The 25,831-nt window shown below is 37.0% G+C and carries 15 protein-coding genes; 6 read left to right on the top strand and 9 right to left on the bottom strand.

Features of this window, described 5'->3' with window-relative positions:
* Nucleotides 1-1,290: 1,290 nt before the first annotated feature.
* The 3 genes from GYM62_RS09060 to GYM62_RS09050 all read right to left on the bottom strand — a co-directional run bounded on the left by GYM62_RS09060 (nucleotide 1,291) and on the right by GYM62_RS09050 (nucleotide 7,723).
* Nucleotides 1,291-1,701 carry a response regulator gene (locus tag GYM62_RS09060; protein ID WP_219959166.1) on the bottom strand — a complete coding sequence of 137 codons (411 nt, stop codon included), beginning with the start codon at nucleotides 1,699-1,701 and terminating at the stop codon, nucleotides 1,291-1,293.
* Nucleotides 1,682-6,889, bottom strand: coding sequence for a PAS domain S-box protein (locus tag GYM62_RS09055; RefSeq protein ID WP_219959165.1), 5,208 nt, complete (start codon nucleotides 6,887-6,889; stop codon nucleotides 1,682-1,684). The genes GYM62_RS09060 and GYM62_RS09055 overlap by 20 nt, the downstream gene beginning before the upstream one ends.
* A 486-nt stretch (nucleotides 6,890-7,375) precedes the next feature.
* Complete coding sequence (locus GYM62_RS09050; protein WP_091649774.1) at nucleotides 7,376-7,723, bottom strand: 4Fe-4S binding protein; 348 nt, start codon at nucleotides 7,721-7,723, stop codon at nucleotides 7,376-7,378.
* Between the two features lie 122 nt (nucleotides 7,724-7,845).
* Between GYM62_RS09050 and GYM62_RS09045 the strand changes: the two genes are divergently transcribed.
* Nucleotides 7,846-8,868: an acyl-CoA reductase gene (locus tag GYM62_RS09045; protein ID WP_370627666.1), complete on the top strand. Its 1,023-nt coding sequence runs from the start codon at nucleotides 7,846-7,848 to the stop codon at nucleotides 8,866-8,868.
* On the opposite strand, the gene GYM62_RS09040 is transcribed toward GYM62_RS09045, so the two are convergent.
* Entirely contained in the window at nucleotides 8,865-9,167 is a 303-nt protein-coding gene (locus GYM62_RS09040; RefSeq protein WP_219959164.1) for a sensor histidine kinase KdpD, read from the bottom strand. The genes GYM62_RS09045 and GYM62_RS09040 overlap by 4 nt on opposite strands.
* A gap of 6 nt (nucleotides 9,168-9,173) precedes the next feature.
* A complete protein-coding gene (locus GYM62_RS09035) occupies nucleotides 9,174-10,622 on the bottom strand; it encodes a histidine kinase N-terminal 7TM domain-containing protein (RefSeq protein WP_219959163.1) in 1,449 nt (482 codons plus the stop codon).
* A 101-nt stretch (nucleotides 10,623-10,723) separates the two neighbouring features.
* On the opposite strand from GYM62_RS09035, the gene GYM62_RS09030 reads away from it, so the two are divergent.
* The 5 genes from GYM62_RS09030 (at nucleotide 10,724) to GYM62_RS09010 (ending at nucleotide 18,923) form a co-directional block, all read left to right on the top strand.
* Complete coding sequence (locus GYM62_RS09030; protein ID WP_219959162.1) at nucleotides 10,724-12,031, top strand: TIGR00366 family protein; 1,308 nt, start codon at nucleotides 10,724-10,726, stop codon at nucleotides 12,029-12,031.
* A 139-nt stretch (nucleotides 12,032-12,170) separates the two neighbouring features.
* The gene (locus GYM62_RS09025; protein WP_219959161.1) at nucleotides 12,171-14,432 is read left to right on the top strand and encodes an aconitate hydratase; all 2,262 of its coding nucleotides are present in this window, start codon (nucleotides 12,171-12,173) and stop codon (nucleotides 14,430-14,432) included.
* 74 nt (nucleotides 14,433-14,506) lie between these two features.
* Entirely contained in the window at nucleotides 14,507-15,079 is a 573-nt protein-coding gene (locus tag GYM62_RS09020; protein ID WP_219959160.1) for a hypothetical protein, read from the top strand.
* The gene (locus GYM62_RS09015; RefSeq protein ID WP_219959159.1) at nucleotides 15,079-15,891 is read left to right on the top strand and encodes a DUF2490 domain-containing protein; all 813 of its coding nucleotides are present in this window, start codon (nucleotides 15,079-15,081) and stop codon (nucleotides 15,889-15,891) included. The genes GYM62_RS09020 and GYM62_RS09015 overlap by 1 nt, the downstream gene beginning before the upstream one ends.
* A 134-nt stretch (nucleotides 15,892-16,025) precedes the next feature.
* On the top strand, nucleotides 16,026-18,923 hold the full coding sequence (locus GYM62_RS09010; protein ID WP_219959158.1) for an ATP-binding protein: 2,898 nt from the start codon (nucleotides 16,026-16,028) through the stop codon (nucleotides 18,921-18,923).
* On the opposite strand, the gene GYM62_RS09005 is transcribed toward GYM62_RS09010, so the two are convergent.
* The 4 genes from GYM62_RS09005 to GYM62_RS08990 all read right to left on the bottom strand — a co-directional run bounded on the left by GYM62_RS09005 (nucleotide 18,920) and on the right by GYM62_RS08990 (nucleotide 25,717).
* Nucleotides 18,920-19,873: a tetratricopeptide repeat protein gene (locus tag GYM62_RS09005; RefSeq protein WP_219959157.1), complete on the bottom strand. Its 954-nt coding sequence runs from the start codon at nucleotides 19,871-19,873 to the stop codon at nucleotides 18,920-18,922. The two genes, GYM62_RS09010 and GYM62_RS09005, sit on opposite strands and share 4 nt — an antisense overlap.
* Nucleotides 19,836-20,942 (bottom strand): AI-2E family transporter, encoded by a 1,107-nt coding sequence (locus GYM62_RS09000; protein ID WP_219959156.1) that lies wholly within the window; start codon nucleotides 20,940-20,942, stop codon nucleotides 19,836-19,838. The genes GYM62_RS09005 and GYM62_RS09000 overlap by 38 nt, the downstream gene beginning before the upstream one ends.
* A 35-nt stretch (nucleotides 20,943-20,977) precedes the next feature.
* On the bottom strand, nucleotides 20,978-23,017 hold the full coding sequence (locus GYM62_RS08995; RefSeq protein ID WP_219959155.1) for a M3 family metallopeptidase: 2,040 nt from the start codon (nucleotides 23,015-23,017) through the stop codon (nucleotides 20,978-20,980).
* A gap of 264 nt (nucleotides 23,018-23,281) precedes the next feature.
* Nucleotides 23,282-25,717, bottom strand: a complete 2,436-nt coding sequence (locus GYM62_RS08990) for a zinc-dependent metalloprotease (protein WP_219959154.1) — start codon at nucleotides 25,715-25,717, stop codon at nucleotides 23,282-23,284.
* Nucleotides 25,718-25,831 lie beyond the last annotated feature (114 nt).

The following is a 25,831-nucleotide window of genomic DNA, read 5'->3' as shown; positions in this document are numbered from 1 at the left end:
AAAAAGGAATATTTTCAAGAAAAAGTTAAATTATGAGGATAAGTGGTTAAAAATCAGTTATGAAAAAAGACAGAGGATAATATAAGAGGGTTTGATTTGATGTTTATTAATCACTTTGAAAGGTATTTATCTAAAGAAATAAAATTAAAATAAATAGAAATATGCCTTCGGCGAAATGGATAAAGAAATGCAGTAGAAATAGATAGAAATACGCCTTCGGCGAAATATTTAAAAAGATACTTTTCAAGATATGATTAAGATACGCCTTCGGCGAGATATTTATCTAAAGAAAAACAGTAGAAATAGATAGAAATACGCCTTCGGCGAAATACTACAGAACTCTCGATATTTTGAAAGAATATTCCTTAAGATATTACCAAGAAAAGCATTTGGTAAGATAGACCTCAAGTCAAACTAATAGCAAAAGCTCCAAAGGAGCGACAATATTTTAGCCCCGAGTGCAACTCGGGGTAAAGATATGAGCAACAAATTCCCCAGCGCTGGCCCGAGATCAATGTTTGGAAACCGATTAAACTTGCCAGCAAGACATTCGAGAATCTCATTTTAATCCTCCAAAGGATTCATCAAATTAACTAGTTTGTATAGAAATGCCTTTAACATCTTTTGACCAACCCTTGGAGGGTTCTTAAGGATTACAAATCCTTCGATAGGAACTCGAGATTGCAAATCTCGAGTAGCTTAGAAATACGCCCTCAGCGAAATATTTATTCCCAACACAATTTTTGAGTTGCAATAGAGAAGATATTTTTCAAGATAGATTAAGATATGCCTTCGGCGAGATATGGAGTAATTGATTAATTGAGTAATTGATGCTCCAAGCTTTAGGCTAGCATTGATGTTTTTTGTTCAATTGTTCATGGTTCAAAGAACCTCAGGAGAGGTTTAGAATATTTGATCCATATTGAATTTCTCTTAATTAGATGGTAACTAAAGGCTTTTGAAATAATACTTCCAAAAGCTCCGAAGGAGCGGAGATTTCTTAGAAAATAAATTGAGTTTGGTTCCCCAGCGCTGGTCCGAGATCAATGTTTGGAAACCAATTAAACTTGCCAGCAAGACATTCGAGAATCTCATTTTAACCCTATAAGAGATTCATCGAATTAGGTAGTTGATAAAAAAATGCCTTTATCATCTTTTTGACCAACCCTTGGAGGGTTCTTAAGGATTACAAATCCTTCGATAGGAACTCGAGATTGCAAATCTAGAGTAGCTTAGGAATCTTGGGTTAAAGATATGGGTTTCAAATATTCCGCCTTGGTTTCCGATTTATTATTGCTTAATCCTAAAGGCTTCATCCTTCATTTTTTCATAAAATTCTAGAAACTCATCTGAGTCTAAGGGTTTTAAAAAGTGGGCATCGGCATTTAACCTTTTAATTTCTCTAACATCCTGATTGGCATTTGACGAAGTAAGAAATACAACTTTAAAGTTTGGGTCAGAAATCTCATTTCTAATAAACTGAAGGATTTCTATTCCAGTTTTTTGGGGTAGATTTATGTCCAATATGACCAAATCTGGGGAGTTTTTACTCAGGTTTTTTTTTGATAACTCTTTGAAATAACGCATACCAGACTCTCCATCGTTAAAGGTGGTCAGGTCGATATCAATTCCAAGCTCCTCAAATGTATCTTGAGTTAGCAGGATATCCCCTAAGTTATCTTCAATCATTACTACTTTCATGAGCTCTAGCCGGGATTTCGAAGAAAAAAGTTGAGCCGACTCCTATTGATGATTCAACCCAAATCTTTCCTCCCAATTTTTCAATTATTTTTTTAACAATAGCTAAACCCAATCCGGTGCCAGGTATTTCGTTTTTGGTATGGAGTCTAGAGAACAATGCAAAAATTTTATCTAAATATTCCTCTTTCATACCTAATCCATTATCACTTACTTTAAAAATATAAGCTTGATCTTTTTGTGTAATAGAGATATCAACTACTGGTTTTCTTGAAGGATCCGAGTATTTAAGTGCATTACTAATTAGGTTTTGAAATACCTGAAAAAGCATAGACTTATTCGAATAAATAGGGATAGAACTTGATATTAAAATTTCTGCTTTTTTATCCTTTATATCTCTATTAAGATTTATCATCAATGAATCGAAAATATCTCTGATGTCAAATAATTCTAAGGTAATTTCTTCTTGCTGAATTTTTGAAAATTCAAGTAGATTCAAAATGATTGCTCGCATTTGATTGGAACCTTCTACCGCAAAATCAATGTATTGCTTTGCTTTTGCATCTAAAGAGTTTTCATATTTCTTTTTTAACAGTCCCATGAAGCTTTTGACCATTCTCAAGGGCTCTTGTAAATCATGGGAGGCTACATAGGCAAATTGTTCTAGCTCTTTATTTGATTTTTCCAATTCCAAGGCTTTTTGTCTCAGGGTATCATTTAACCTCCTTAAAGATGCCTCATATTCCTTCTGAAAAGAAATATCTGTCATTGATCCTAAAGCTCTTATAGCCTTTCCTGCTTTATTTCTTATAATGGTACCCCGATTTATAACAAATGCATAGTCATTATTTTTCGCTTTAATTTTAAACTCATTTTTAAAAAAATTCTCATCTTTATTTTGAAAGCTTTTGCATAGTTCATTAAAAATATTTCGTCGATCTTCATCACAAACATATTTAGAGGCATCCTCTAATGATATGATATTACTTTTTTTGTTTAGGCCGACTAAGCGGTAGAAACTATCACTGATAAAAAATTTATCTTTTATTATATCGTAATCCCAAATTATATCTGTCGTTGCGTTAGAAATAATTATAAATCTTTCGTTTGACTGAATTATTTCTTCCTCTGCTAATTTTCTTTTAGTAACGTCAGTGAAAAATACTGAAAAACCAACTTCAGAAACATATATGTTTATATCAAACCATTTTTCAAAATCCGAAAAATATTCTTGTTTGTGAATGTGATTAGTCTTCCTTTTTTGAATTAGTCTAAAAAATCTAGCGAATTTCTTTCTGGTATCTACAGAAAATAGTGGCCATATACTTTTTCCAAGACAATTTTCTCTGCTTATTTTGATTAAATCCTCTGCTGACTTATTCCAATAGCTAACATGTCCATTCCAATCCAAAGCAAAAAATCCATCACCTATACTTTCTAATATTTTATTTTTTTCATTAAGAGCTTTTTGAATTTGAATCTCTCCAAGCTTTTGTGAAGTAATGTCTTGAATATAACCGAAGATTCTGACTGGCTGATTTTCAATAATTTCGGATTTCACTACAAAATGAATCCACTTTAAGACTTTATTTCTCGTAATCACAGAGAAATCTCTTTTATGCGATCCAGATTTCAAAAATGAAGTTTTTAGAATCTTCCTAAATTCAAACTCATTTTTTTTATCTGTAAACTCAAGAAAATCAGTAAAATATGAGGGTGATTTCCCTTCATATTGCAGATTTGATAGAAGGATGGTTGAAAACTTATAACCTGTAATCTGACCACCCTCAATTATTGCCTCCCAACTTCCAATCTTTGCTATTTTGGCAATATTCCGAGCCATTTCGGTTAGTTGAAATTGTTCAGTCGCATCAACGATCAATGTGTCCCATACAATAGAACCATCTTGTTTTTTTACAGGGTTTCCGAATCCTTCATGGTGAACGATTCTTCCTTCTTTATTTAAGAATCTCCACGAAGATTTAAACCTTTGGAGGTTTTTCGCAGAATCAAGAATATCTTTTTTAAGTTTTTTCGAATCACCTCCAGAAATAATTCCTTTCCATACTATGTATAGATTATTTTCAGATTCTTTGGGGCTTAAACCCCAAATTTCTTTACTTCCAGAGCTTACATGTTTAATAAAATAGGAACCATCTACATTTAAATAAAACTGAAAAATCACTCCTGGAACATTATTGGATACATCCCTTAAGCGGATTTCTGTTTTCTTTTTTTCATCAATATCTTGGATACTTCCGGTAATGGCAGAGCACTTTTCACCTTCATGTTCAATGGCACCAATTATCCTCACCCATTTTTCATTTCTTTGTCCATCTAAAATCAATTCCTCAAAATCAAATGCTAAGTTTGCTTTACTGGCTTCAAATATTTTTTGTTTGATTGATTGAAATACTTTTTCTCCAAGCACGGATTTTAACTTTTTTGAGGAAAATATATTTGGTCCTCGTAGTAGCAAAATCTCTTTTGATTGATTAGACAAATAAATTTTACGATTTGAAAAAGTGAATTTCCAACCGCCCATCTTGGAAATTTCACTTGCTCGTTCCAGCAACTTTTCCATTTTCTTAAATTCTGTAACGTCTCTACCGTATAGGAATGAGTAAGTTCCTCTACCAAATTGACCGGAGAGCGTACACGAAATCAGCTTTTGTTGCCCATCTCTACAACCAAACCTTATTATTACAGCCTTATCGTCAGGCTTAAACTCCTTAATACGGGAATGATCTTTCTCGTCTATTTGGTCCAAAATTGATTTATTAACTAGCTCATATTCTTTGAAATTTAAAAGTTTGCAAAAAGAAGGGTTGATTTTTACTAAGGAGAAATCGGAGGAAAGTACCGCCATAAGGTCAGGTGCTTGATAAAAAAAAGCATTTAATTCTTCTTCCTGTGACTTTCTTACTATTTCAGCTCCCAAATAATTTCCCAACTCCGATAAAAAAAGATTATCCCCATAAAAATCAATTTTAGAAAGATTAGAGCCAACTAAAATCACCCCTACAAAGTCCTTTTTATTTAGAATAGGAATAGCATAGGTAGATTTAATACCTGCAAATTTTGCAGCATTTATTCTCAAAAATTTTTTAGATAAGTCTTTCTCATCCAAATGCAAAAACGATTTATTCTGCCATACCTGACCAGGTAACCCTTGTCCTATAAATAACTCTTCAATTTTTTCAGGATAAGAATAGAATTTACCTGCTGCTATAGAATTTGTGGAATTTGAAACTAGGTTGATTTTTTGCTTCTCTAAATCAGTAAGCCAAATCTCGGCAAATTCAAAATCGCTCAATTCAATTAAATATTGAGTGACCTCATTTAATATCTCCTTAAGATTTTTTTTTCTATTTCTAAAAATCGTACTGATTTGTAATTGAACTTTTTTCTGTAGGTCAATAATTTTCTCAGAAGTCAAATCTCTAAGAACGCCAATTAGCCTTGTCGGATTTCCATTTGGATCTCTTAGCGCATAGACTACTTCGTCGACAAAAGCATATTCGCCGTTTTCCTTTTTAATTCTAAAGCTAAATCTCCATTGATTCTTATTTCTCTGGCTAAAAAAAGAAAATAGACTCTTTTTGTATGAATGGAGATCTTTATTGTGTATCAAACTTACAAAATCAGCTCTACTGAATTTTGATTGATTCTCTTTGAATCCAATTAGTCTAAAAAAGCTACTACCAAAATGAATTTTACTATTCGTTAAATCCCAATCATAGATTGCATCATTGGTCGCTTTATTTACGAACTCATACCTTTCATTTGCTATCTCCAAACTTTTTAAATATTCAAATTTGAGAAGAAGAATTGTAATTAGACGAGAAATTCTTTCGATCAGATAATGCTCAAGTTTATTAGGGTGTCGTTCCTCTTTTAAATAAATTGCCACAGTCGAGATAGGCTCTCCCTTGTTATTAAGGATAGGAATCGAAATACAAGATCTGATTTCCTCTATCTTAATTTGAGCATGATATTTTGACCATTTACTATCTGAAAGAATTGAGGAGCTTACTATTTTTTTCTTTAAATAGGCTGCGGTACCGCAACTTCCAGCATCAGGACCTATAAGAATTCCATTAAACAAATCAACCAGCGACTTTGGTAAGCTTGGTGAAACAAAGTTGTATAGTCTATTATTTTTAACCTTCATGATTGAAAAAATCAACGAAGGGAAAATTGCTTCCACTTGTTGTATAAAATTGCCAAAAATCTTTTCTAGGGATAAATTTCCCTGAACACTAGACTTGATTACTTTTTTTTCAATTGATTCAAGAACGCCCAATATGTAATCTTTTCCTAAAAACTCTACGGTTCCAAGAATTTGTTGAGGCTTATTGAATTTATCTCTCTTGAGAATTGCAAGACATTTGAGGTTAAAATGCTCATGATTGTCTTTTTTGATTTGAGTAAAAAATTTGACTTTTCTTCTTCTTGGATCTTTTAGCGCTTCTCCAAAAAGTGCATATATCTTTTCATATTCTTTTTCTGAAATTCGATTTAAAATTTCTAAAAAAACTTCATTGTTATCTTTTCCGGATGCGGAAATTCTCCTTTTGAAACCTTCAGATATAAAAAGAGTGTTTTTTCTGAGATCATAATCCCACAACTCTTGTCCTGAAGATTTAAGGATTGTTTGGAAATGCTCATTAGATTTAATTAGCTTGTTTTGGTAGCTTAATAATTGCGAATTTTTCGTTTTTAATTCAAAAACCCTTGATATCTGTTTACCCATCAATTTCAAACTTGAAATTTGAAATGGATCTAGCTTTTTCGGTGAATTATCAAAGACACAAAGAGTACCAACCGCTATTCCTGAATTTGTAAATAAAGGTACCCCAGCATAAAATCTTACATTAGTTTTCTTTGAAATATCTCTAATTTTTGAATATCGGGTTTCTTCCAAAGCATCCTCAACGATAAAAATAGACTCCCCACTCAATAGTGCATATTTACAAATTGAATCGTTAATGGAGCATTCAGTGTCCTCAAGTCCGAATGAAGATTTGAACTTTAATTGTTTCTTGTAAACCAGAGTAGTGAGAGAGTACTCAACTTCACATAATTCGGCTGAAAATTTGGTAATTTCGAAAAAATCGGGATCAGAAATATTCAGTAAATCATAATTAAAAACTTCAGAATCGATTTTATTATAGCTAAGCCTTTTCATTTCAAATTAGACATGTTTTAAACCGATTTTTTAACCGCTCATACACTAAATATAAAAATACACTGTGCTATTTCCAATTTTTAGGTATGCTTAAAATATATAATTGAAAGAAACTATATTACTTTTCTTAGTTTCCTAAAGTGATTTATCATAAAAAAGTATATTTTTTGTATTTCAAATACATAAATAATAGACTAAAAAAAGCTAAGCTCATTTTGACAGACTTAATCCAAAGGGAATTGTCAATGATTAGAAAAATATGTGACCATTGAGATTTTATATAAATGGAAGGCAGGAGTAGTAACGATCTAGTTCAGCTTAATTCGAAAAAGCAAGGACACTGCAAAATTTAATTAATTGGTAATTTGAATTGCTAACCAACAACTCAGCCCAACAGAATATTGATTCCTTCCTACAAAATTAAATAGTTAAAATAGTCCAAGAAAAATCAGCATTAAAACAAAAAAAGGCGTTGATACGCCTTTTTTATTCTCCATGCATCATTGCTTTTTTAGCAAGTAGCTCTTCTTCTGTTTCCCGATGATCTGGATCATCTACGCAGCAGTCCACTGGACATACTGCAGCACATTGTGGCTCTTCGTGAAAACCATTACACTCCGTACATTTTGCAGTGACGATGTAATAGAATTCATCAGAAACAGGCTCCTGCTTTTCATTCGCATCTACAACTGTTCCGTCTTCTAATGTTACTTCTTTAAGGCTTGTTCCGCCTCCCCAAGTCCATTCTACACCACCTTCGTAGATTGCTGTATTCGGACATTCTGGTTCGCATGCACCGCAATTGATGCATTCGTCTGTTATCATTATTGCCATAACTCACTCTATTTGTTCCAAAAGTAATAAGCTTAACACAGACCCACAATAAAAAGTTGTCATACTAACTAATTTAAAATAATTCTTATTTTGTTCTAAGGGTTTCTGGTAAATTTGCGGGCATGATGGAATTGGAAAAAAGAATCAAGGCTTTTGCTTCTCTCGGAACATTACTTTCAAACCTAGCACCAAATCAAAAAGAAGATTTATTCAGAAGATCAGAAAATCGAAACAACTGGTTTACTGCTGAAAGTTGCGAGCAGGCGCTGAATGGGTTGGCATTTATGCTACAAGAGTCCAAGTTACGAGAATGGGTTTCCAAGTACGAATTCCCTCAATATTCGTCTCCAAAAGACGTGGGAGTCCTGATGGCTGGTAATATCCCGGCGGTAGGTTTTCATGATGCCATGACGGGGCTTCTTTCTGGAAATAAACTCAGTGCAAAATTAAGTTCTGCAGATGAAGTCCTTATGAAGTGGCTTTTGCAGCAATTGATCCAACTCGAACCTGAATTCGAAAATCTGATTGAATTCAGTGATATGTTGAAGAACAAAGACGCCTACATCGCTACAGGTTCAGATAATTCCGCCAGATATTTCAACTACTATTTCGGAAAATATCCATCAGTTATTCGGCAAAACAGAACTTCGGTAGCCATCTTGGAAGGGGATGAAAATCGGGATGACTTAGTCAACTTAGGCAAAGATATTTTTAGCTATTATGGTTTGGGATGTAGAAATGTCTCGAAAATTTTCATCAGAAATGAAGAGCAATTGCAGCAATTATTGAAAGAACTTCAGATTTTCGCTGAAAAGGCAGAGCATCATAAATACTTGAATAATTACGATTACAACAAGTCCATTTACCTCGTTAATCAAGATTCGCATTTGGATAATGGTTTTTTGATCCTGAAGGAAAGCCAAGATCTCGTTTCTCCAATAGCTGTTCTCTATTATGAATTGTATTCATCCAAGGAAGCTTTAACTGGAAAAATAGATAGCCTCAGTTCTAAAATCCAGTGCGTGGTGGGGAATATTGATCATGGAATTGCAAGCGTCCCTTTTGGCCAAGCTCAAATGCCAGAACTTTGGGATTATGCAGATGGAGTGGATACCTTAGAGTTTTTAACAAACTTGGAAGATTAATTGCTGAGAGGAAGATAAAGGCAGAAGGTAGTTCCTTCTCCTAAAATAGAATCTACCTCAAGTTTACCATTGTTCTTTTTAACATATTCTCTCACCAAAACCAAACCAAGGCCAGTTCCGCTTTCATTATTCAGACCTCTGGTCGTAAATGAAATTCCCTCTCTGATTTTTTTCAGGTTTTCATTTGAAATACCTACTCCAGAATCTTTTATACAGACTTTGACCTCTTTGGATAGTCTTTTTGCGGTCAGTTTTATTTTGCCACCGGCTGAGGAGAATTTTACGGCATTGTTGATCAAATTTCTCTACACCAAATCAATCATATTACGGTCTGCTAAAATTTCTATGATCTCTTCACTTTCCAGTATGATTTCAATTCTTTTCTCCCGGGCTATTCTATCCAATAATTTTTGCTGCTGCGTAAGTAAAGTGACGATATTAAAATTTTGGATTTGAATATGTTCCCCTCTTAACTGACTGCTTGCCCAAGCCAATAAGTTTTCCAAAAGAATGGCTACTTGCTCCATATTTTTGGAAACTTCAGGAAGCATAGTGTAAAATTCTTCCTTACTGATAATATTACTTTGGGTCATATGGATTAACTCCTTAACACCGAAAATAGGACCTTTCAAATCATGGGAAATAATACTGAAAAATTTGTCTTTTAGCTCGTTCAGCTGAATCAAATCATTCGCCTGTTGCCTTAGCTGTTTATTTACTTTTAGTTGATCGGTCTGATCATCTAAAAGTATAATTACACCGTAAAACCCTGAGGTCTTATCTAGCATGGGGATTGATTTTACCCGTAAGTTTAACTCTTGTCCATCTTTTACTGTATTGATCAAAATTATTTTTTCTTCTACATTTCGGATGATGTTATAAATAGCTTCATTGTCGTAAAACAAAGAAGATGCAGCAACGCCAATTTTTATTTTGCCTGGATCGAGGTGAAACTGTTTAGTAGCCGGATTGAAATCGATTAATTTTTCATTGCCGTCAAAAACCAATACTCCCACAGTCAGGGACTCCATAATCCGATTTTGGGCTACTGGTTTCAAGCTGAAAAGTTGATACCTGATGATGGCAAACCCCAATATTATGTAGGTGAAAAGGAATGCAAATGGCGTCAGGTCTATTTCTGAAAATGGCTTGATTACCCCTGTTTGATAAAGAAGGTTGAAAATGACAGGAAAAAGACCTGAGGCAATCAGAAAAATACTTTGAGTTTGATAAAGGGGGTCAGCATTCTTAAATCTTCCCCACAAGATTAAAGTACCCAAAAGAAAAGCAATATACGAATAAAAGGTATGTACTAAATACCAAGGCCCAACTTCCAATTCCAACAAAGGAAAGGGGCCGGAATTAGAAATACCGACTGAGCTGTAGTGTAGATGATGGTGACCATTGGTCAATACCATCAAAAATGTGGTAACAGGTATTAAAAAAACCGGAATGAGAATTAGGGGTCTCAACCATTTTTTATACCCGGTATAAATCAAAGAAAATACTATCCAGGAGGCAGGGATGAACGATATGCCAATATATTCAAGATAAATTAGATTGATCATTTGATCCAAACTGTTGCTCGCCAGCTCTAATCCGTAGAAAAATCCCCAGATAGTCATTAAAAACATGGTCAGAGCCATCCACCTGGTTGAATCACTTAGTTTAAAAGCGATGTATATTGAAAGCCCACCTACCAGAAGACTGGAAATGATTAATGAGATTGAAAATGCGTTGTGGATAAATTCCATTTATTTTTGCATTCAGCGAATTGAAGTAGCAGTATTTTGAATTTTTGGGTGAGTACTCAAAAGATGCTACTTTAACGGTCTAACTAATAAACTCAAAATCTTTGAAATCAGAAAAAAATCAAGCCTCAATTATTTCACCTTTTAGCATTGTTTTGGCCTTAAGCCTTTTCTGCTTCCTGATAGCTGTTTTCAATTTGATAGGAGAGGGGCAATCAGCAGGGGATAGCATCTTGCAATCCCTGAATTTCTGGAAAGATGGCTTTTTCAGTTTATTGGATTTCACCATGCAGATGATGATGATTTTAGTTTTTGGCTATGCCATAGCTATTTTTAAACCTATCCATGCTTATTTGAGAAAGATTTCGAAGATCCCTTCCAGCCCTCTATATGCAATCTTGTTCACTGCCTCTATCACCATGGTAGCGGGACTTTTAAACTGGGGCTTTGGATTGATCATTGGAGCATTATTGGCAAGGTTTGTTTATTTGGCCATGGAAGATAAAGGGATTAAAATCAATCCAGCATTATTAGGAGCTTCCGGGTATTTGGGAATGGCAGTTTGGCATGGAGGACTTTCAGCTTCCGCACCTTTAAAAGTCGCTGAAGAAGGACATTTTTTAGCCAATCAAATTGGTACTGTTTCAGTATCAGAAACACTTTTTACCAGTTTCAATGTGACAATGACAGGCGGATTAATCTTGGTTTTCTTAGTGACCTTGATTTTTCTTTCCCGCAAAGATTATCCCTATCATAAACCCACTTATAGCCATCCACTTAGACCAATTTCTCAAGGTGAAATTGGGAATTTGGCTAGGTGGACAGGGCTGTTGATTCTTCTTGTTTTTGGCTTACAGTTTTTAAAATTGGATGCTTTAGGACTAGGTTTTCTGAATTTAAACTTGGTGAATTTTCTGCTTTTTGGAATTACACTATTCTTGTATAAAAATCTTCAAAGTTTTACTGAAGCAACTACGGAAGGAATCAAGAGTTCGGTAGATATTTTCATTCAGTTTCCATTCTATGCGGGGATTTTGGGTTTGGTGACATATTCTGGATTATTGGAATCTGTTTCGCTTTTCTTTCTGGAAACCACCAGCCAGTCCTTTTTTCCAGTATTGACTTTATTCTCTGCTGCGATTGTGAATTTATTGGTGCCATCTGGAGGAGGTCAGTGGGCAGTACAGGGACCTGTAATCATGGAGGTTGGTAAGTCCATGGGATTAGATTCCGGAAAATTAATCATGGTATTTTCTTACGGAGATCAAATCAGTAATCTTTTGCAACCATTTTGGGCCTTACCGCTTTTGGCGATTACCGGTTTAAATGCCAGAGATTTACTCAGGTATACCTCTTGGCTGTTTTTGATGGGAACGCTCTTTTTGGCCTTTTCTGTCTACTTTTTCTTCTAAAGAAGCTACTCTAGTCTAAAATGGTTTTAAATAAGGATGAACCCCTGTTTTGAGGTTTTGTCTGGTTATCTTTTTCAGCTTGAAGTTCCTATATTTGCACCGAAAATTTTGAACCTTTTACACACCTAAATCCAATACAATGGCTTTTGATATTGAAATGATCAAGGAAGTGTATGCCCGCTATCCTGAAAGAATAGCTGCTGCCCGTAAGGCAGTTGGTAGGCCACTTACCCTGACAGAGAAGATTTTGTATTCACACTTAAGTGAGGGTACCCCTTCACAGGCATACGAAAGAGGAAAATCCTACGTGGATTTTAAGCCGGATCGTGTTGCCATGCAAGATGCTACCGCTCAGATGGCACTTTTGCAATTCATGCAAGCCGGAAGAGATCAGGTGGCTGTTCCTTCAACTGTTCACTGTGATCACTTGATCCAGGCAGAAGTTGGTGCGGAAAAAGATTTGAATAAAGCAAAAGATAAAAACCGAGAGGTTTACGACTTTTTAGCTTCAGTTTCTAATAAGTACGGAATTGGATTCTGGAAACCGGGAGCTGGAATTATTCACCAAGTAGTATTGGAGAATTATGCTTTTCCTGGTGGAATGATGATTGGAACAGATTCTCATACTCCAAATGCGGGTGGTTTGGGAATGGTTGCCATCGGTGTAGGTGGAGCGGATGCTTGTGATGTAATGGCAGGCTTGCCTTGGGAACTAAAGTTTCCAAAGCTGATCGGTGTGAAGTTAACTGGAAAAATGTCTGGATGGACTTCAGCCAAAGATGTTATTTTGAAAGTTGCAGGTATTCTAACTGTAAAAGGTGGAACCGGAGCAATTGTAGAATATTTCGGTGAAGGTGCTAGATCTCTTTCTGCTACAGGTAAAGGAACCATCTGTAACATGGGAGCTGAGATTGGTGCTACCACTTCTATTTTCGGTTATGATGAGAAGTCTGCCGCTTACCTTCAGGGAACTGGCAGAGCTGATATCGCTGAGTTGGCTAATGGCATTGCAGCTCACTTAACAGGAGATGACGAGGTATATGCAAATCCTGAGCAGTACTTCGATCAGGTGATTGAAATCAACCTTTCTGAATTGGAGCCACATGTGAATGGACCATTCACTCCGGACTTGGCTTGGCCTATTTCCAAATTTGCAGCTGCAGTTAAGGAAAACGGTTGGCCAGCAAAATTGGAGGTTGGCTTGATCGGTTCTTGTACCAACTCTTCTTATGAAGATATTTCCCGTGCTGCTTCATTGGCACAGCAAGCTGTGGACAAGAAGTTGGTTGCCAAATCTGAATACACAATCACACCAGGCTCTGAGCAGGTAAGATACACCGTTGACAGAGATGGTTTCTTGGATACATTTGGAAAAATGGGAGGAGTAGTTTTGGCCAATGCTTGTGGTCCGTGCATCGGACAGTGGGCAAGACATGGTGCTGAAAAGCAGGAGAAAAACTCCATTATCACTTCTTTCAACAGAAACTTTGCGAAGCGAGCTGACGGAAATCCAAATACTCACGCATTTGTGGCTTCTCCTGAAATCGTAACAGCCTTGGCAATTGCCGGTGATTTGACTTTCAATCCACTGACTGACACTTTGGTTAATGAGGAAGGAAAATCAGTGAAACTGGATGAGCCTAAAGGATTGGAATTGCCAACCAAAGGCTTTGCAGTAGAAGATGCAGGCTACCAAGCTCCTGCAGAAGATGGATCCAAAGTAGATGTAATTGTTTCTCCAACTTCAGAAAGATTGCAACTTTTGGAATCTTTCCCAGCTTGGGAAGGTACTGACCTGAAAGGCTTGAAGCTTTTGATCAAGGCAAAAGGAAAATGTACTACTGACCATATTTCCATGGCAGGTCCTTGGTTGAGATTCAGAGGCCACTTGGACAATATCTCCAATAACATGTTGATTGGTGCAGTAAATGCTTTCAATGATTCTACCAACAAGGTAAAAAATCAATTGACTGGAGAATATGGAGAAGTTCCTGCAACTCAAAGACATTATAAGCAGCATGGAATCGGAACTGTCGTAGTAGGAGACGAAAACTACGGTGAAGGTTCGTCCAGAGAGCATGCTGCAATGGAGCCAAGATTCTTGGGAGTGAGAGCTATTTTGGTAAAATCCTTTGCCAGAATCCACGAAACCAACTTGAAAAAGCAAGGCATGCTGGCATTGACTTTTGCGAATGCTGCCGATTATGATAAAGTATTGGAGGATGATTCTATTGATATTCTTGGATTGGAATCATTCGCTCCAGGAAAGTCTCTTCAGGTTGTTTTAAACCATGCTGATGGTTCTTCTGACACAATTGAAGTAAATCATACCTATAATGAAGGACAGATTGAATGGTTCAAAGCAGGATCTGCATTGAACTTAATCAAAGCAGGTTTATAATTTTACTTCAATCCTAATGATAGAAACCGTGGTTTATAAGACCACGGTTTTTTTTATTTTTGGACATGCAATATATGAGAAAGCTAATTTTAGTCTTAGTTTGTTTGATTCCTGTTCTATGTTTTTCGCAGGAAAAAATAGAAAGGGAAAAAAGAGTTGACGAAAAAGCAGTTCCTAAAGCTGCAATCGAATGGCTATATGATGCATTCGAAGAAATAAAAAAGCCTAAATGGTATCAGGAATTTTTTGAGTCAGGATATTCCTTTGAAGCCAAATTCTTTAAGGATGGCAGGTATTTCAGTGTGGAATTTGATTCTTTGGGAATCATTCAGGATGTGGAAATTGAAATACCTTTGGACGAAATTCAGCCAGAGGTTCAAAAAAATCTTACTGCTTATTGGGAGGAAACTTATAGTGATTTCAAATTGATAAAAATCCAAAGGCAGTATTCAGGTGAGCCAGATGATTTGGAGGATTTTTTTGATGAGAATGAAGTGGAGAATATTCTGGAGCAATATGAGATAGAATATATAGGTAAGGAAAAAGATGGTGATGAAGAAATATGGGAAGCCACCTTTGACGCTCAGGGGAAATTTATATCCAAGCGGGTCGTAATAGTGAGAATAATGGATAACCTGATTTTTTGATGAAAGTGGAAAGACCTGAAACGAATTCTAAATCCTCCTTATCAAGAATTGAAAAAAAATTGACTTTTCTTTTGCAATTTTCTGAAAGGGAGAGAGCAAGAGGAAGTTTGGGTTTGAATTCAAGTCTCAAAAAGTATATTCTCGTTTTATTCTTGTTTTTTTCGTTTTTAGGAAAACTATTTGCTCAGGAGCAAGTTTTTTTCTTTGGATTCTTTCCGGAGGCTGCGGTTACCAAAAGTCTTTCGAATGGGAAGAAGGTCAATTTTAAGATTGAGAATCAGGAAACCTTTTTTAGAAACACAGCTAGAGAAGGGGAGCAATGGGATGTAAGACATTACCGTACTGATTTGATGGGTTTTTATAGTTGGCAAGCAAGTCCTGTGATCAATTTGGCTATCGGTGCTTTTCATAGAATTCAGGACGGTGCAAATGCCAATAGGATTATTCAGCAGATGGCTTTTCTCCAGCGTTTAAGATCTTTGAGAATAGCTCACAGAATTCGGACGGATCAAACTACTACACGAGGAGAGTCTTTAGAGTGGAGGTTGAGATATAGAGTGGCATTGGATATTCCTTTGGATGGAAAAACCCTAGATCCGGGCGAAAATTATCTGGTACTCTCCAATGAACCGATTTTCAGTTTGCAGGATGGGGAGTTTGAATTGGAAAATAGACTAGTGTTTACCTTAGGAAAATTGATCAATGAAGAGCAAAAACTTGAATATAGTATCGATTATAGAACAGATGGATTTTTCCAAGAAGGCTTTAGAACCCGCTTATGGGCAAAAATTGGCTATTTCTATAATTTTTAAAACATTTTTTTGGGTTTGAAAAGTAAAAAACTTGCTATGAAATACAAATTGCTGTATGTTTACCCTATGAATATGAATTGGATGATTCTAGGAATAAAAAAGTAGGACTTCAATTCATTCAAAAACCTAATCAAATGCAAGAAAGGGGTATCAACAGTACTTTTAAAAAGATCATTTACGAGTCTTCGGAAATGGTGTTTTTGGCTGATGATACCTATCCGTACAATATCTTTTATGCCAATGAATCCTTTGAGGAATTTATTGGAGAAAGTCTCAAAGAAAGAAATCTTGTAGGCTTAGGGTTAGATATTAATGCATACATTTTTAAAGAGGAACTGATTCTTACCCATGGTGATAAGGATTATTCTTTTCGTCTGGAGCTTCCCCAGGAAAGTTCTTCTAATTACTTTTTGTTTTATAAAGGAAAGGAAGTTAAAACTCATGGGCTTCCGGGTAAGCGTGAGATTCAGCAGTTTTTTAAAAATGGCCTAGACCTAATTGCTATCGGTCAGCATGATTTCCTGACTTATCTGAATGCCGCGGTAAAGCCAATTCTGGGATATGAGCCAGCGGAATTGATGAATACCAGTCTTTGTCCCTATCTGCATGAAGAGGATTTAGAAAAAATCAGATCATTTTGGAAGAGTAAGCGAAAGCAGGATGAACTTGGTTTCTTTGAATCACGGGTAAAATGTAAAGATGGTTCATATAAGTATTTAGAGTTTTCAGTCCAGTTTACGGCTGAATATTTTTATTTAATAGGGAGGGATAAAACTGAGTTTTACAGTGAATCTGTAAAAACAAAAAGACTCAATCAGCTTAGAAAAAAAGGTTCGGAATTAGCTAGAGTAGCTACATGGTCTTTTGATCCCGAGAGCTCTTCATTTGAATACGATGCGGTTGCCAACCTAATTTTTGAAAAGCAGGAGGATCTAAAAGTCAATTTTGAAAATTCCTTTTCAGAGAAACTGACCGATAAAAGGAGCGAGAAAAAGTTGGAATTTGAATTACTTGAATCTGAATTGGGGGTTGTGGCGGAATACCACGATGCCATTCAGGGAACAGGTTTTTGGTTGGGCGTATTATCTGATCTTTCTGAAAAGAAAAATATTGAGAGATCAGGAGAACTGCTCAAAAATATTCTTTTAAGCTCCCCAGACCCGATGCTTGTAGCTCGACCGGGTGGGGAAATCTACCTCTGCAATGAAGAGGCGAAAAAACTTTTGGGAGTAGAAGAGAACAGGGAATTTGAGCATTTGAGTGATCTCAATGTACTTTTTGAAGAGAGTGATGAGTGGAAAGACTGGATTGATATACCAGCAAACGAGGAAGGGTCCAGACGATTTTCCACATTACTGATCAGTAATCTGGGCAAGCAACTCACTTTAGAGGTAGCAGCTAAGTCTTTGCAAGAGAAAGAGGAAAGCTTTGTGGTGCTTTCTTTTAGAAATATTTCTGAGAAGGTGACTCTGGAGAAGACTCTTGAGGAAAGCAGTGATTTCTTGATGAATTTGACTGAGCAAGTTCCAGGAGGCCTTTACCAATTAGTTTTGGATCAAAACGGAAAAATGAGCTTCTCATTCCTTTCCAGAGGTATTGCCTCAGTTTTGGGACTTACTCAGACTGAAATTGAAAAGTTTGAGGATATTTCAGGAGCTATTTCCAGAGTGCATCCAAATGATTTACCACAAGTGATCATGACTTCGGTGGCCTCTGCCAGAAAAGGAGAGCCTTGGCAATGTCAGTTTAGAGTGAAAGACAATTCCGATTCTGAAGGATATCGATGGGTATTAGGTGCTGCGAGACCACAAGCACTGGAAAATGGAGATATGGTTTGGTATGGATATTTGACAGATATCAGCCAACAAAAAGAATTTGAATCCAAACTCGACGAGGCAAGAAGAACAGCGGAAAAAGCCAGTCAAATCAAGTCTGACTTCCTTTCTATGATTAGCCATGAGTTGAGAACTCCATTGAATGCGATTTCAGGATCTGTTTATTCCTTATTGCAGGAAAATCCAAATACCTCCCAAAAGAGTGCTTTAAACACGATAAATTTTGCTGTAGAGAATCTGATCATTATGATCAATGATTTGCTTGATTTCCAAAAAATCGAAGCAGGCAAACTGACTATTGAGAAAGCACCGTTCAATTTGAGAAATTTGGTAGAGCAAGTGATGAAAGGGCTATCTTTCCACGCAAGAGATAGTAAAAATGATTTGCAGCTCCACCTCAGTGAAGGTTTGGATATGAGGGTAAATGGTGATAAAACCAGACTCTCTCAAATCATGAATAACTTGATAACCAATGCTCTCAAGTTTACTCATGAAGGAAATGTGGATGTTAGCATTAAACTTCTGGATTTAAAGAATGGCAGAGCCAAAGTATATTTTGAAGTAAAAGATACGGGAATTGGAATCGCACCTGAAAATCAGACGAAGATTTTCAACGATTTCGATCAGGTAAAGCCAACTTTCAGTACCAAATACGGAGGAACCGGGCTTGGACTATCTATTACCAGGAAATTATTAAACCTGATGGGAAGTACCATTGCTTTGGAATCTGAAGTTGGTAAGGGCTCCCGCTTTTTCTTCGAATTAGAGCTTGAAGTTTCGGATCAGGAAGTTCAGGTGGAGAAGCCTGTTATAGGTTCAACTCAGGACTTTTCAAAGCTTCATTTGTTGATGGCAGAGGATAATGATGTCAATGCCTTGGTATTAGGGAAAATTATCAAAAAGTGGGGATATACTTTTGACAGAGTAGGAGATGGAGCCCAGGCAGTTGAGATTTTAAAAGATCATCAATACGATTGTATTTTGATGGATATCCAAATGCCAGTTATGGATGGCTTTGAAGCCACTCAAGAGATTAAGAAAAATATTGATACTCCGGTAATAGCTTTAACAGCTGCAGCCAAACTGGAAATCATGGAGAAAATAGAGGAATGTGGCTTTGATGGGTTTGTAGCAAAGCCAATTGACGCAGCTGAACTCCTCAAGAAAATCAAGGAAGTAATTTCTGAGAAAAATTAAAGTTCTAGCGCTTTTTGATAGTATTCTTCCAGTAAATCCATCTCAGGATAATCTTCATACAATTCTTTCAAATACGACATAGCAGATATTTTATCTCCTGTCATCACATAATAAATCCCCTTATTTCTCAAAGCAAAAGGATTATTAGAATTCATCTGAAGACTTTGATTAATAAGATCTAAAGCTTCCTCTTCCTTTCCCAGGAATAGAAGGTATAATCCTTTATTATTGTAATAATAGGCTTCTCTATTGTTAAGGCTTATCGCTTTTTCTACAGTATTTAAGGCCAGCTGATAATTTCCTTCATCAAAGGAAATCATAGACCTAAGATTATGAAGATTAGGTTCATTTGGATTTATCTGCTCCGCTTTATCCAATAATTCTGAAGCTTTAGCATATTCATCTTGATAATAATAAATCGTAGCTTGATTGACTAATAGATCTGAATTTTCAGGATTAAGTTCCAAGGCTTGTTGAAAAGAAATGAGAGCAAGTTCATAATCCTCCAGTTTTTCTGCTACCAAGCCACTTAAAAAGAAGCCTTGCCAATTATCCGAGTTGTTTGTGGTCATCCATTCGGCATCGGTACGGGCTTTATAAAATTCTCCATTATCCAAATAACTCAGCCCTCTTTGGAAGTAAGCGTCCACATAATTGTTTTTGTATCTGATGGCTTGGGAAAAATCTGCAATAGCCTCTTCCAGCTGGTTTAATTGTAAATGAGCCACTGCCTTGTTGAACCAGGCATCTGCATAAGTGGAATCAATATCCAATGCTTCCTGGTAAAATCCTAAAGCTGATTTAGGATCATTTTCTTCCAATTTTTCATTCCCTTTCAAAAGGAAGCGACCTTTTCTGTCTTCATCAGAATCACAACCAATTAAAAAAAGGATCAAAATTAGGGTTAGTATGTTATTCTGAACTTTCATTTTCAGCTTCAGGCTTTTCATTTTCTTCTGTCTTTTCTTTTTCCTCACCCATGAGGTAAGCAAATGGCTTGGTCGTTTCGCTCAAATCAAATATTTCACGTAAGATCGCCATTGCAGGAATTACCAATATCATACCAGCAACTCCCCAAATTGTTCCGCCAATTAATAATCCCAAAAAAGTGATGAATGCATTGAGGTTAACGTTGCCTCCTACAATTTTTGGAGTTAGAAAGTTGCCCTCCAGCATTTGAATAATTTGGTAACAAACAATAACAGCAACCGGATAAAACAGACTGTCCTTAGTCAAAAAGGAATAAATGACAGGAAGGAGAACTCCGAAAAAAGGGCCTACATAGGGTATGATATTCAATAATGCTCCTAAGACTCCGAAGAAAATTGCATGTTTGATTCCCAGTGCTGAGTATGCCGAAATATTCAAAATAGCCAAGATGATCATAACTTTTCCTACTCCCACGATGTAGTGTAGAATCACCTTTCTCAAACTGGTGATTCGCATTTTCACCAAGTTGGGATCCCTATCTCTATAGATCATGATCATCATTTGAGTCAAATGATGCCTATACAGCAGAAAAAAGAACATGAAAACTGGTATAAGAACCAATCCCGAAAGAGATCCCACAGTTTTCATGGCGAAATCTGAAATGCTAGAGCTATTTTCTTTAAGTAATCCTTTGAGATAATCAGTATTGGCTTTATTTCTTACCTCATAATCCATTTGAAAAGTGGATTGGGTCCACTCGTCTATTCGCTGGGCATAGGTATTTATTTTACTCGTGACATCATCGAAGTCACTGGTAAATGAGGCCACATTCCCAACAATAAATGATAAAAGACCTCCCACAATTAAGGTCATGCATAATAGAGAGATGACCGAAGATAGAATTTTCGGTACTTTCTTACTCTCCATCCAATTGCTGAAAGGAGTAAAAAGGATTGCGAAGAACCCACCTAGAAAAAGAGGGATCAAAAGGCTTTTTCCGACAATCAAAAAGAAGGTCAATACGATGATGAAGACCATCACGGATAAAGCACTCAGATAAGTCGGAATTTCAAGCTTCTTGATGCTCATTTAAATCGTATTTCTCTGTTTAATAAAATTAAGAACTACTGCTTTTTCACTAACCCAGCTCTCCGCATCAAAGCATCCGGCTGTGGGTCTCTTCCTCTGAATCTTTTGTATAAAATTGAAGGATGCTCGGTTCCTCCAGCTGCTAAAATATTCTTTTGGAATGATTTGGCCGTTTCCTCATCAAAAACTCCTTTTTCCTGAAATAGCTCAAATGCATCGGCATCCAATACTTCGGCCCATTTATAACTGTAATAGCCAGATGAATAGCCTCCCTGGAATATGTGTGAAAATGCAGTGCTCATCAAAGTATTCGGAACAGATGGAAGCAATTCTGTTTTTTTCATTACCTCTTTCTCAAAATCAAAAATATCCTCAATCTGAGAAGGATCCTGGCTATGATAGGCCATGTCCAAAAGCCCAAAACTGATCTGTCTTACCGTTTGATAGCCTTGTAAGTAGTTTGAAGCTTTTTTGATTCTTTCGATCAAATCTTCAGGGATTTTTTCTCCGGTTTCATAATGCTTGGCAAGCAAATCCAAACACTCTTTTTCATAGCACCAGTTTTCGAAAATCTGAGATGGAAGCTCAACAAAATCCCAAAACACACTAGTTCCCGATAAGGACTCATACTTACTATTTGCAAGCATTCCATGCAAAGCATGTCCAAATTCATGGAAAAGGGTAGTGACCTCATTGAAAGTTAAAAGGCTTGGCTTACTCTTAGTAGGTTTGGTGAAATTGCAGACTATGGACACATGAGGTCTTTGGTCTTTCCCTTCTAACTTGAATTGCCCCTTGTAGCTGGTCATCCATGCCCCGTTTCTCTTTCCAGGTCTTGGGAAGAAATCCGCATAAAAAACGGAAATATGATTGCCTTGAAGATCCTGGACCTCGTAGGCTGTGACGTCTTTATGGTAAACTGGAATTTCTTGATTGGCTTTGAATTTAAGACCGTATAGTTTTCCGGCAGTTTGAAAAACTCCATCAATGACATTTTCCAACTGGAAATATGGGCGAAGGAGCTCATCGTCCAATTCATATTTTTCCTTTTTCAAAAGTTCGGAATAATAGGCGAAGTCCCATTTTTCCAATCTTTCCAAACCATCCAGATCATTTGCAAACTTGCTGAGCTCCTCTAGTTCCTCTTCAGCTTTTGGCTTTGCCTGAACCAGTAAGTTCTCCAAAAAATCCATCACTGCCTTTGGACTTTTGGCCATCCGCTCTTCCAATACAAAATGAGAATGAGAGGAATAACCCAGCAAACGAGCTCTTTGATGACGGAGATTTAGGATTTTTTTGATCGTTTCCTGATTGTCAAGTTCATCACCCTTGGAAGACTTGGTATTATATGCGATGAAAAGTTTTTTTCTCAACTCCCTGTTTTTCAGATAGGTCATGGCAGGGATGTAGGAAGGGTAGTCCAATGTAAAAGCCCATTGTCCAGCTTTCCCTTTTTCTTCAGCTGTCTGCGCTGCAGCCTCTTTGATACTTTCAGGAAGTCCCTCTACTTCAGATTCTTTATCTACAAAGTGAACAAACTTGTTGGTTTCTGCCAATACATTTTCTCCAAACTGCAATGATAATTGGGCCAATTCCTGGTCAATTTTTCTCAGTTTATCTGCATCTTCTTCAGATAGATTGGCACCGTTTCGTACAAATGCCTTATATGTTTTTTCCAGTAAAGTTTTTTGTTCAGGGCTAAGTTTGAGTTCATCCTGTTGCTTGAAAATTTGCTGAACTCTCAGAAATAAATCCTTGTCTAAAAGAATATCATTGCTGTGCTGAGTTAGGAGAGGGGATATTTCTCTTGCCAATTTTTGGATTTCATCCGAGGTCTCAGCTGAGTTGAGATTAAAGAAAATTCCCGAAATAATTCCCAATTTTTTGCCCGCTAGGTCGAGTGCCTCGATAGTATTTTCAAAAGTTGGCAAGGCTTGGGACTTAATGGACTCTATTTCTTCTTTAGCCAGACGGATTCCTTCCTGGATCGCCGGCATAAAGTGTTCAGTTTTAATTTTATCAAAGGGTGCTGTATCAAATGGAGTATTGAACTCTCTCAAAAGTGGGTTACTCATTTTTTCAGATTTTTATTCGGGTAAATAACAGTCTCCTGATTCTTTGGTTCCTCTAAACTCAGGTTTTTAAAAGCAAACTCTAAGTTACTTAATTGTGCCGGATCGATAAACGAAAGAAGAAAAAATGAAAAAGAAAAGGGGCTGTCTCATATTCGTATTAATGTCAGTCTGATCAGAGTCGAAGGCCGTTTCTACTATAAAGGCCAACCTTTCGACTTCACTCAATGTGACAAAATCACTTTCGAGACAGCCCCAAGGGAAGATTTAATAATCCATATCACAGCTCATGATATCTGAGCCGATTGGTGCTCCGTCTGGAACTTTAAGGCTCTCCTGAACTGTGAGTTCTTCAGGCAATTCTAGAAATGCTGAAATTTTATCTTCCAGATATTTAGAGTGAGCTGCCAATAATGCACTGCCGCTTCTAGCAGTAAGCTTAGCATTCCCACTGGAAAGCATGCCCAATTTTGATCTCACTAATGCTCTTACTGTGTTGGAAACTTCTTTGTTTTTAGCCAAGGAGATAAGCTGATCTACCAATTTGGATTCTGTCATCAGTTTGATTTCGCCTTTCAAACCTTCCGGTAAATTTGCTGTAAATACCTGACCTGAGATTTGATCTAAAACTTGCGAAAATCCAGGAAGGCTACTGCTTTGTAAGCCCTGTAGGTAAATGCGGTTAGCTCTGCCGGATTCGAAAAGGAAGCTGAAAGTTAAATCTACAACGCTTTCAGCTGGAGCTATCGGATCGAAAACAGGTCCAGTTCTTGAAACAAATGTTTCTCTGGTTTTCCCATATCCATAAGGTCTTGGAGGAATTAGAGAAAGGATGTCACTTGGGATTTCCAACTGATCCGGGGAAATGGTATAGAGCAATGCATTTAATGCTTCCATTTGAGCATCTTTTGTAATCCACTGATGTCTTTTTTGATTATCACCTTTGACTTTGTATGTGTAATCCAAACCTCCAATCAACTTGCTGGTGGCTTCAACTTGATACCTGTGCATGAGATAAAGCGGTACCAAAACTTCTTCAAGTAAAGCTTCCGGCGTACCATCAGGAATGGCATTTAAACCAAAGGTTTTTAATTTGTTGGACCGGATGCTTAGCATTCGCATCAACTCTTTGGGAGCAGACTCGCCATTATCCCATAAATGCGACCGTGGATGGGCTCCACTTGGGTCCCTAGAATCAGAGTCAGTAATAAATTCGTACCCCTCAGCATAAGTTTTTTCCAAGGTGTTATTCAAAAATGTCTCTTCAGTCTGACCTTGAGAAGGATATCCATAGCCATAGGTTATTGCCCACATGTCCCAAGCTCCGATTTTATCATCGTAAGCATTGCTTAGATCCAATTCACCCTGAGCGTTTTGAGTAATTAAAGGATAGGGGTAATCCATTACTGAAACCCTACCTACTGCGGAGGTCGCGTAGCTATGAGCCAAACCAATAGTATGTCCAATTTCATGGGCAGATAATTGTCTTAATCTTGCAAGTGCCATTTCCAGCATTTTTGGATCGACAGGTTTTCCATCTTCAAAGGGCTGAAGTAAACCTTGAGCAATCAAATAATCCTGTCTTACACGAAGTGAACCCAAAGAAACATGACCTTTGATGATTTCGCCTGTTCTAGGATCTCTGACGCTACTACCATATGACCAGCCACGCGTTGATCTATGCACCCACTGAATCACATTGTACCTTACATCCATCAAGTCCATTCCTTCAGGCGCCAATTCAACTCTAAAGGCATTTTTGAATCCAGCTGCTTCGAAGGCCTGATTCCACCAATTTCCACCTTCGATCAAGGCAGATGCCACAGGCTCAGGTGTACCACGATCCAAATAATACACAATCGGTTCAACTGCCTCTGAAACCGCTGCTGTCGGGTCTTTCTTTTCTAATCTATGTCTGGATATAAAACGCTTAACGATAGGCTCTGAAATTGGAGTCGTGAAATCCATGTAGCTGATGGAAAAGAATCCGGCTCTCGGATCAAATTCTCTTGGCTCGTATTGATCATCAGGCAACTCAATGAATGAGTGTCTTTGTCTAACGGTAACTGCATCTGGACTAGGAGTAACTGATCTGATCAAGGCTCCAGTAGCATTTCCAGTAAGGGTTATGATGGCTTCAACTTCCGTGTTTTTCGGGAAGTTTTTGGTCATAGGAAAGTACAATGCAGATCGGGAGGCGTCGGCTTTAAAACTCCCTTGTCTTCTTTGGTTGAGCCTGTCTGCCACTCCATGGGTATCCTGCATGTAAAAGGAGGTAGCATCTACAATTAGCTTATCTCCATTTTTTTGGCTGATTTCAAATCCCCATAAAACGGATTCAGCAAATGCATCCTGAATGGATTTGACCTCATAAGGATTATCAGAATAAGCGCGGTAATCATAGTTTTTATGAACCAAGAGAACCTTATTTCCTGATCTTCTGAACTCCACTATTCTGGTGTCTCCCAACTGACCGCGATCCAATCCCAGGTCGTTTGATCCTACACCGGCTGTAAGAGAACTTACATAAAGAAATTCATGATCAGGTTTGTCTATTTCCAGGTAAATTTTCCCTTTTTCTTCATCTAGATAAAAGGTAACAAAACCGTCTTTTTTGGAAAGTTTTTCCAAATCCAGATTTTGTGCCTGAATTTGAAAAACGAGGAGTAATAGAATTAGGGTGGTGGTCAGTAATCTTTTCACGTGATTAGAGTTTATTTTTTCTTTGAATTATCTGCAGTGGTAACCGATTCAATAGTTGATTCCAATTGTTAAATACTCCCAATTGATGTGGCTAGAACAGATTCAAACTTAGCC

The organism is Algoriphagus sp. NBT04N3 (assembly GCF_019443765.1).
GTDB classification, from domain to species: Bacteria; Bacteroidota; Bacteroidia; order Cytophagales; family Cyclobacteriaceae; genus Algoriphagus; species Algoriphagus ornithinivorans.
The sequence above is the reverse complement of the archived record's forward strand: the minus strand, read 5'-3'. Positions and strand labels throughout refer to the sequence as shown.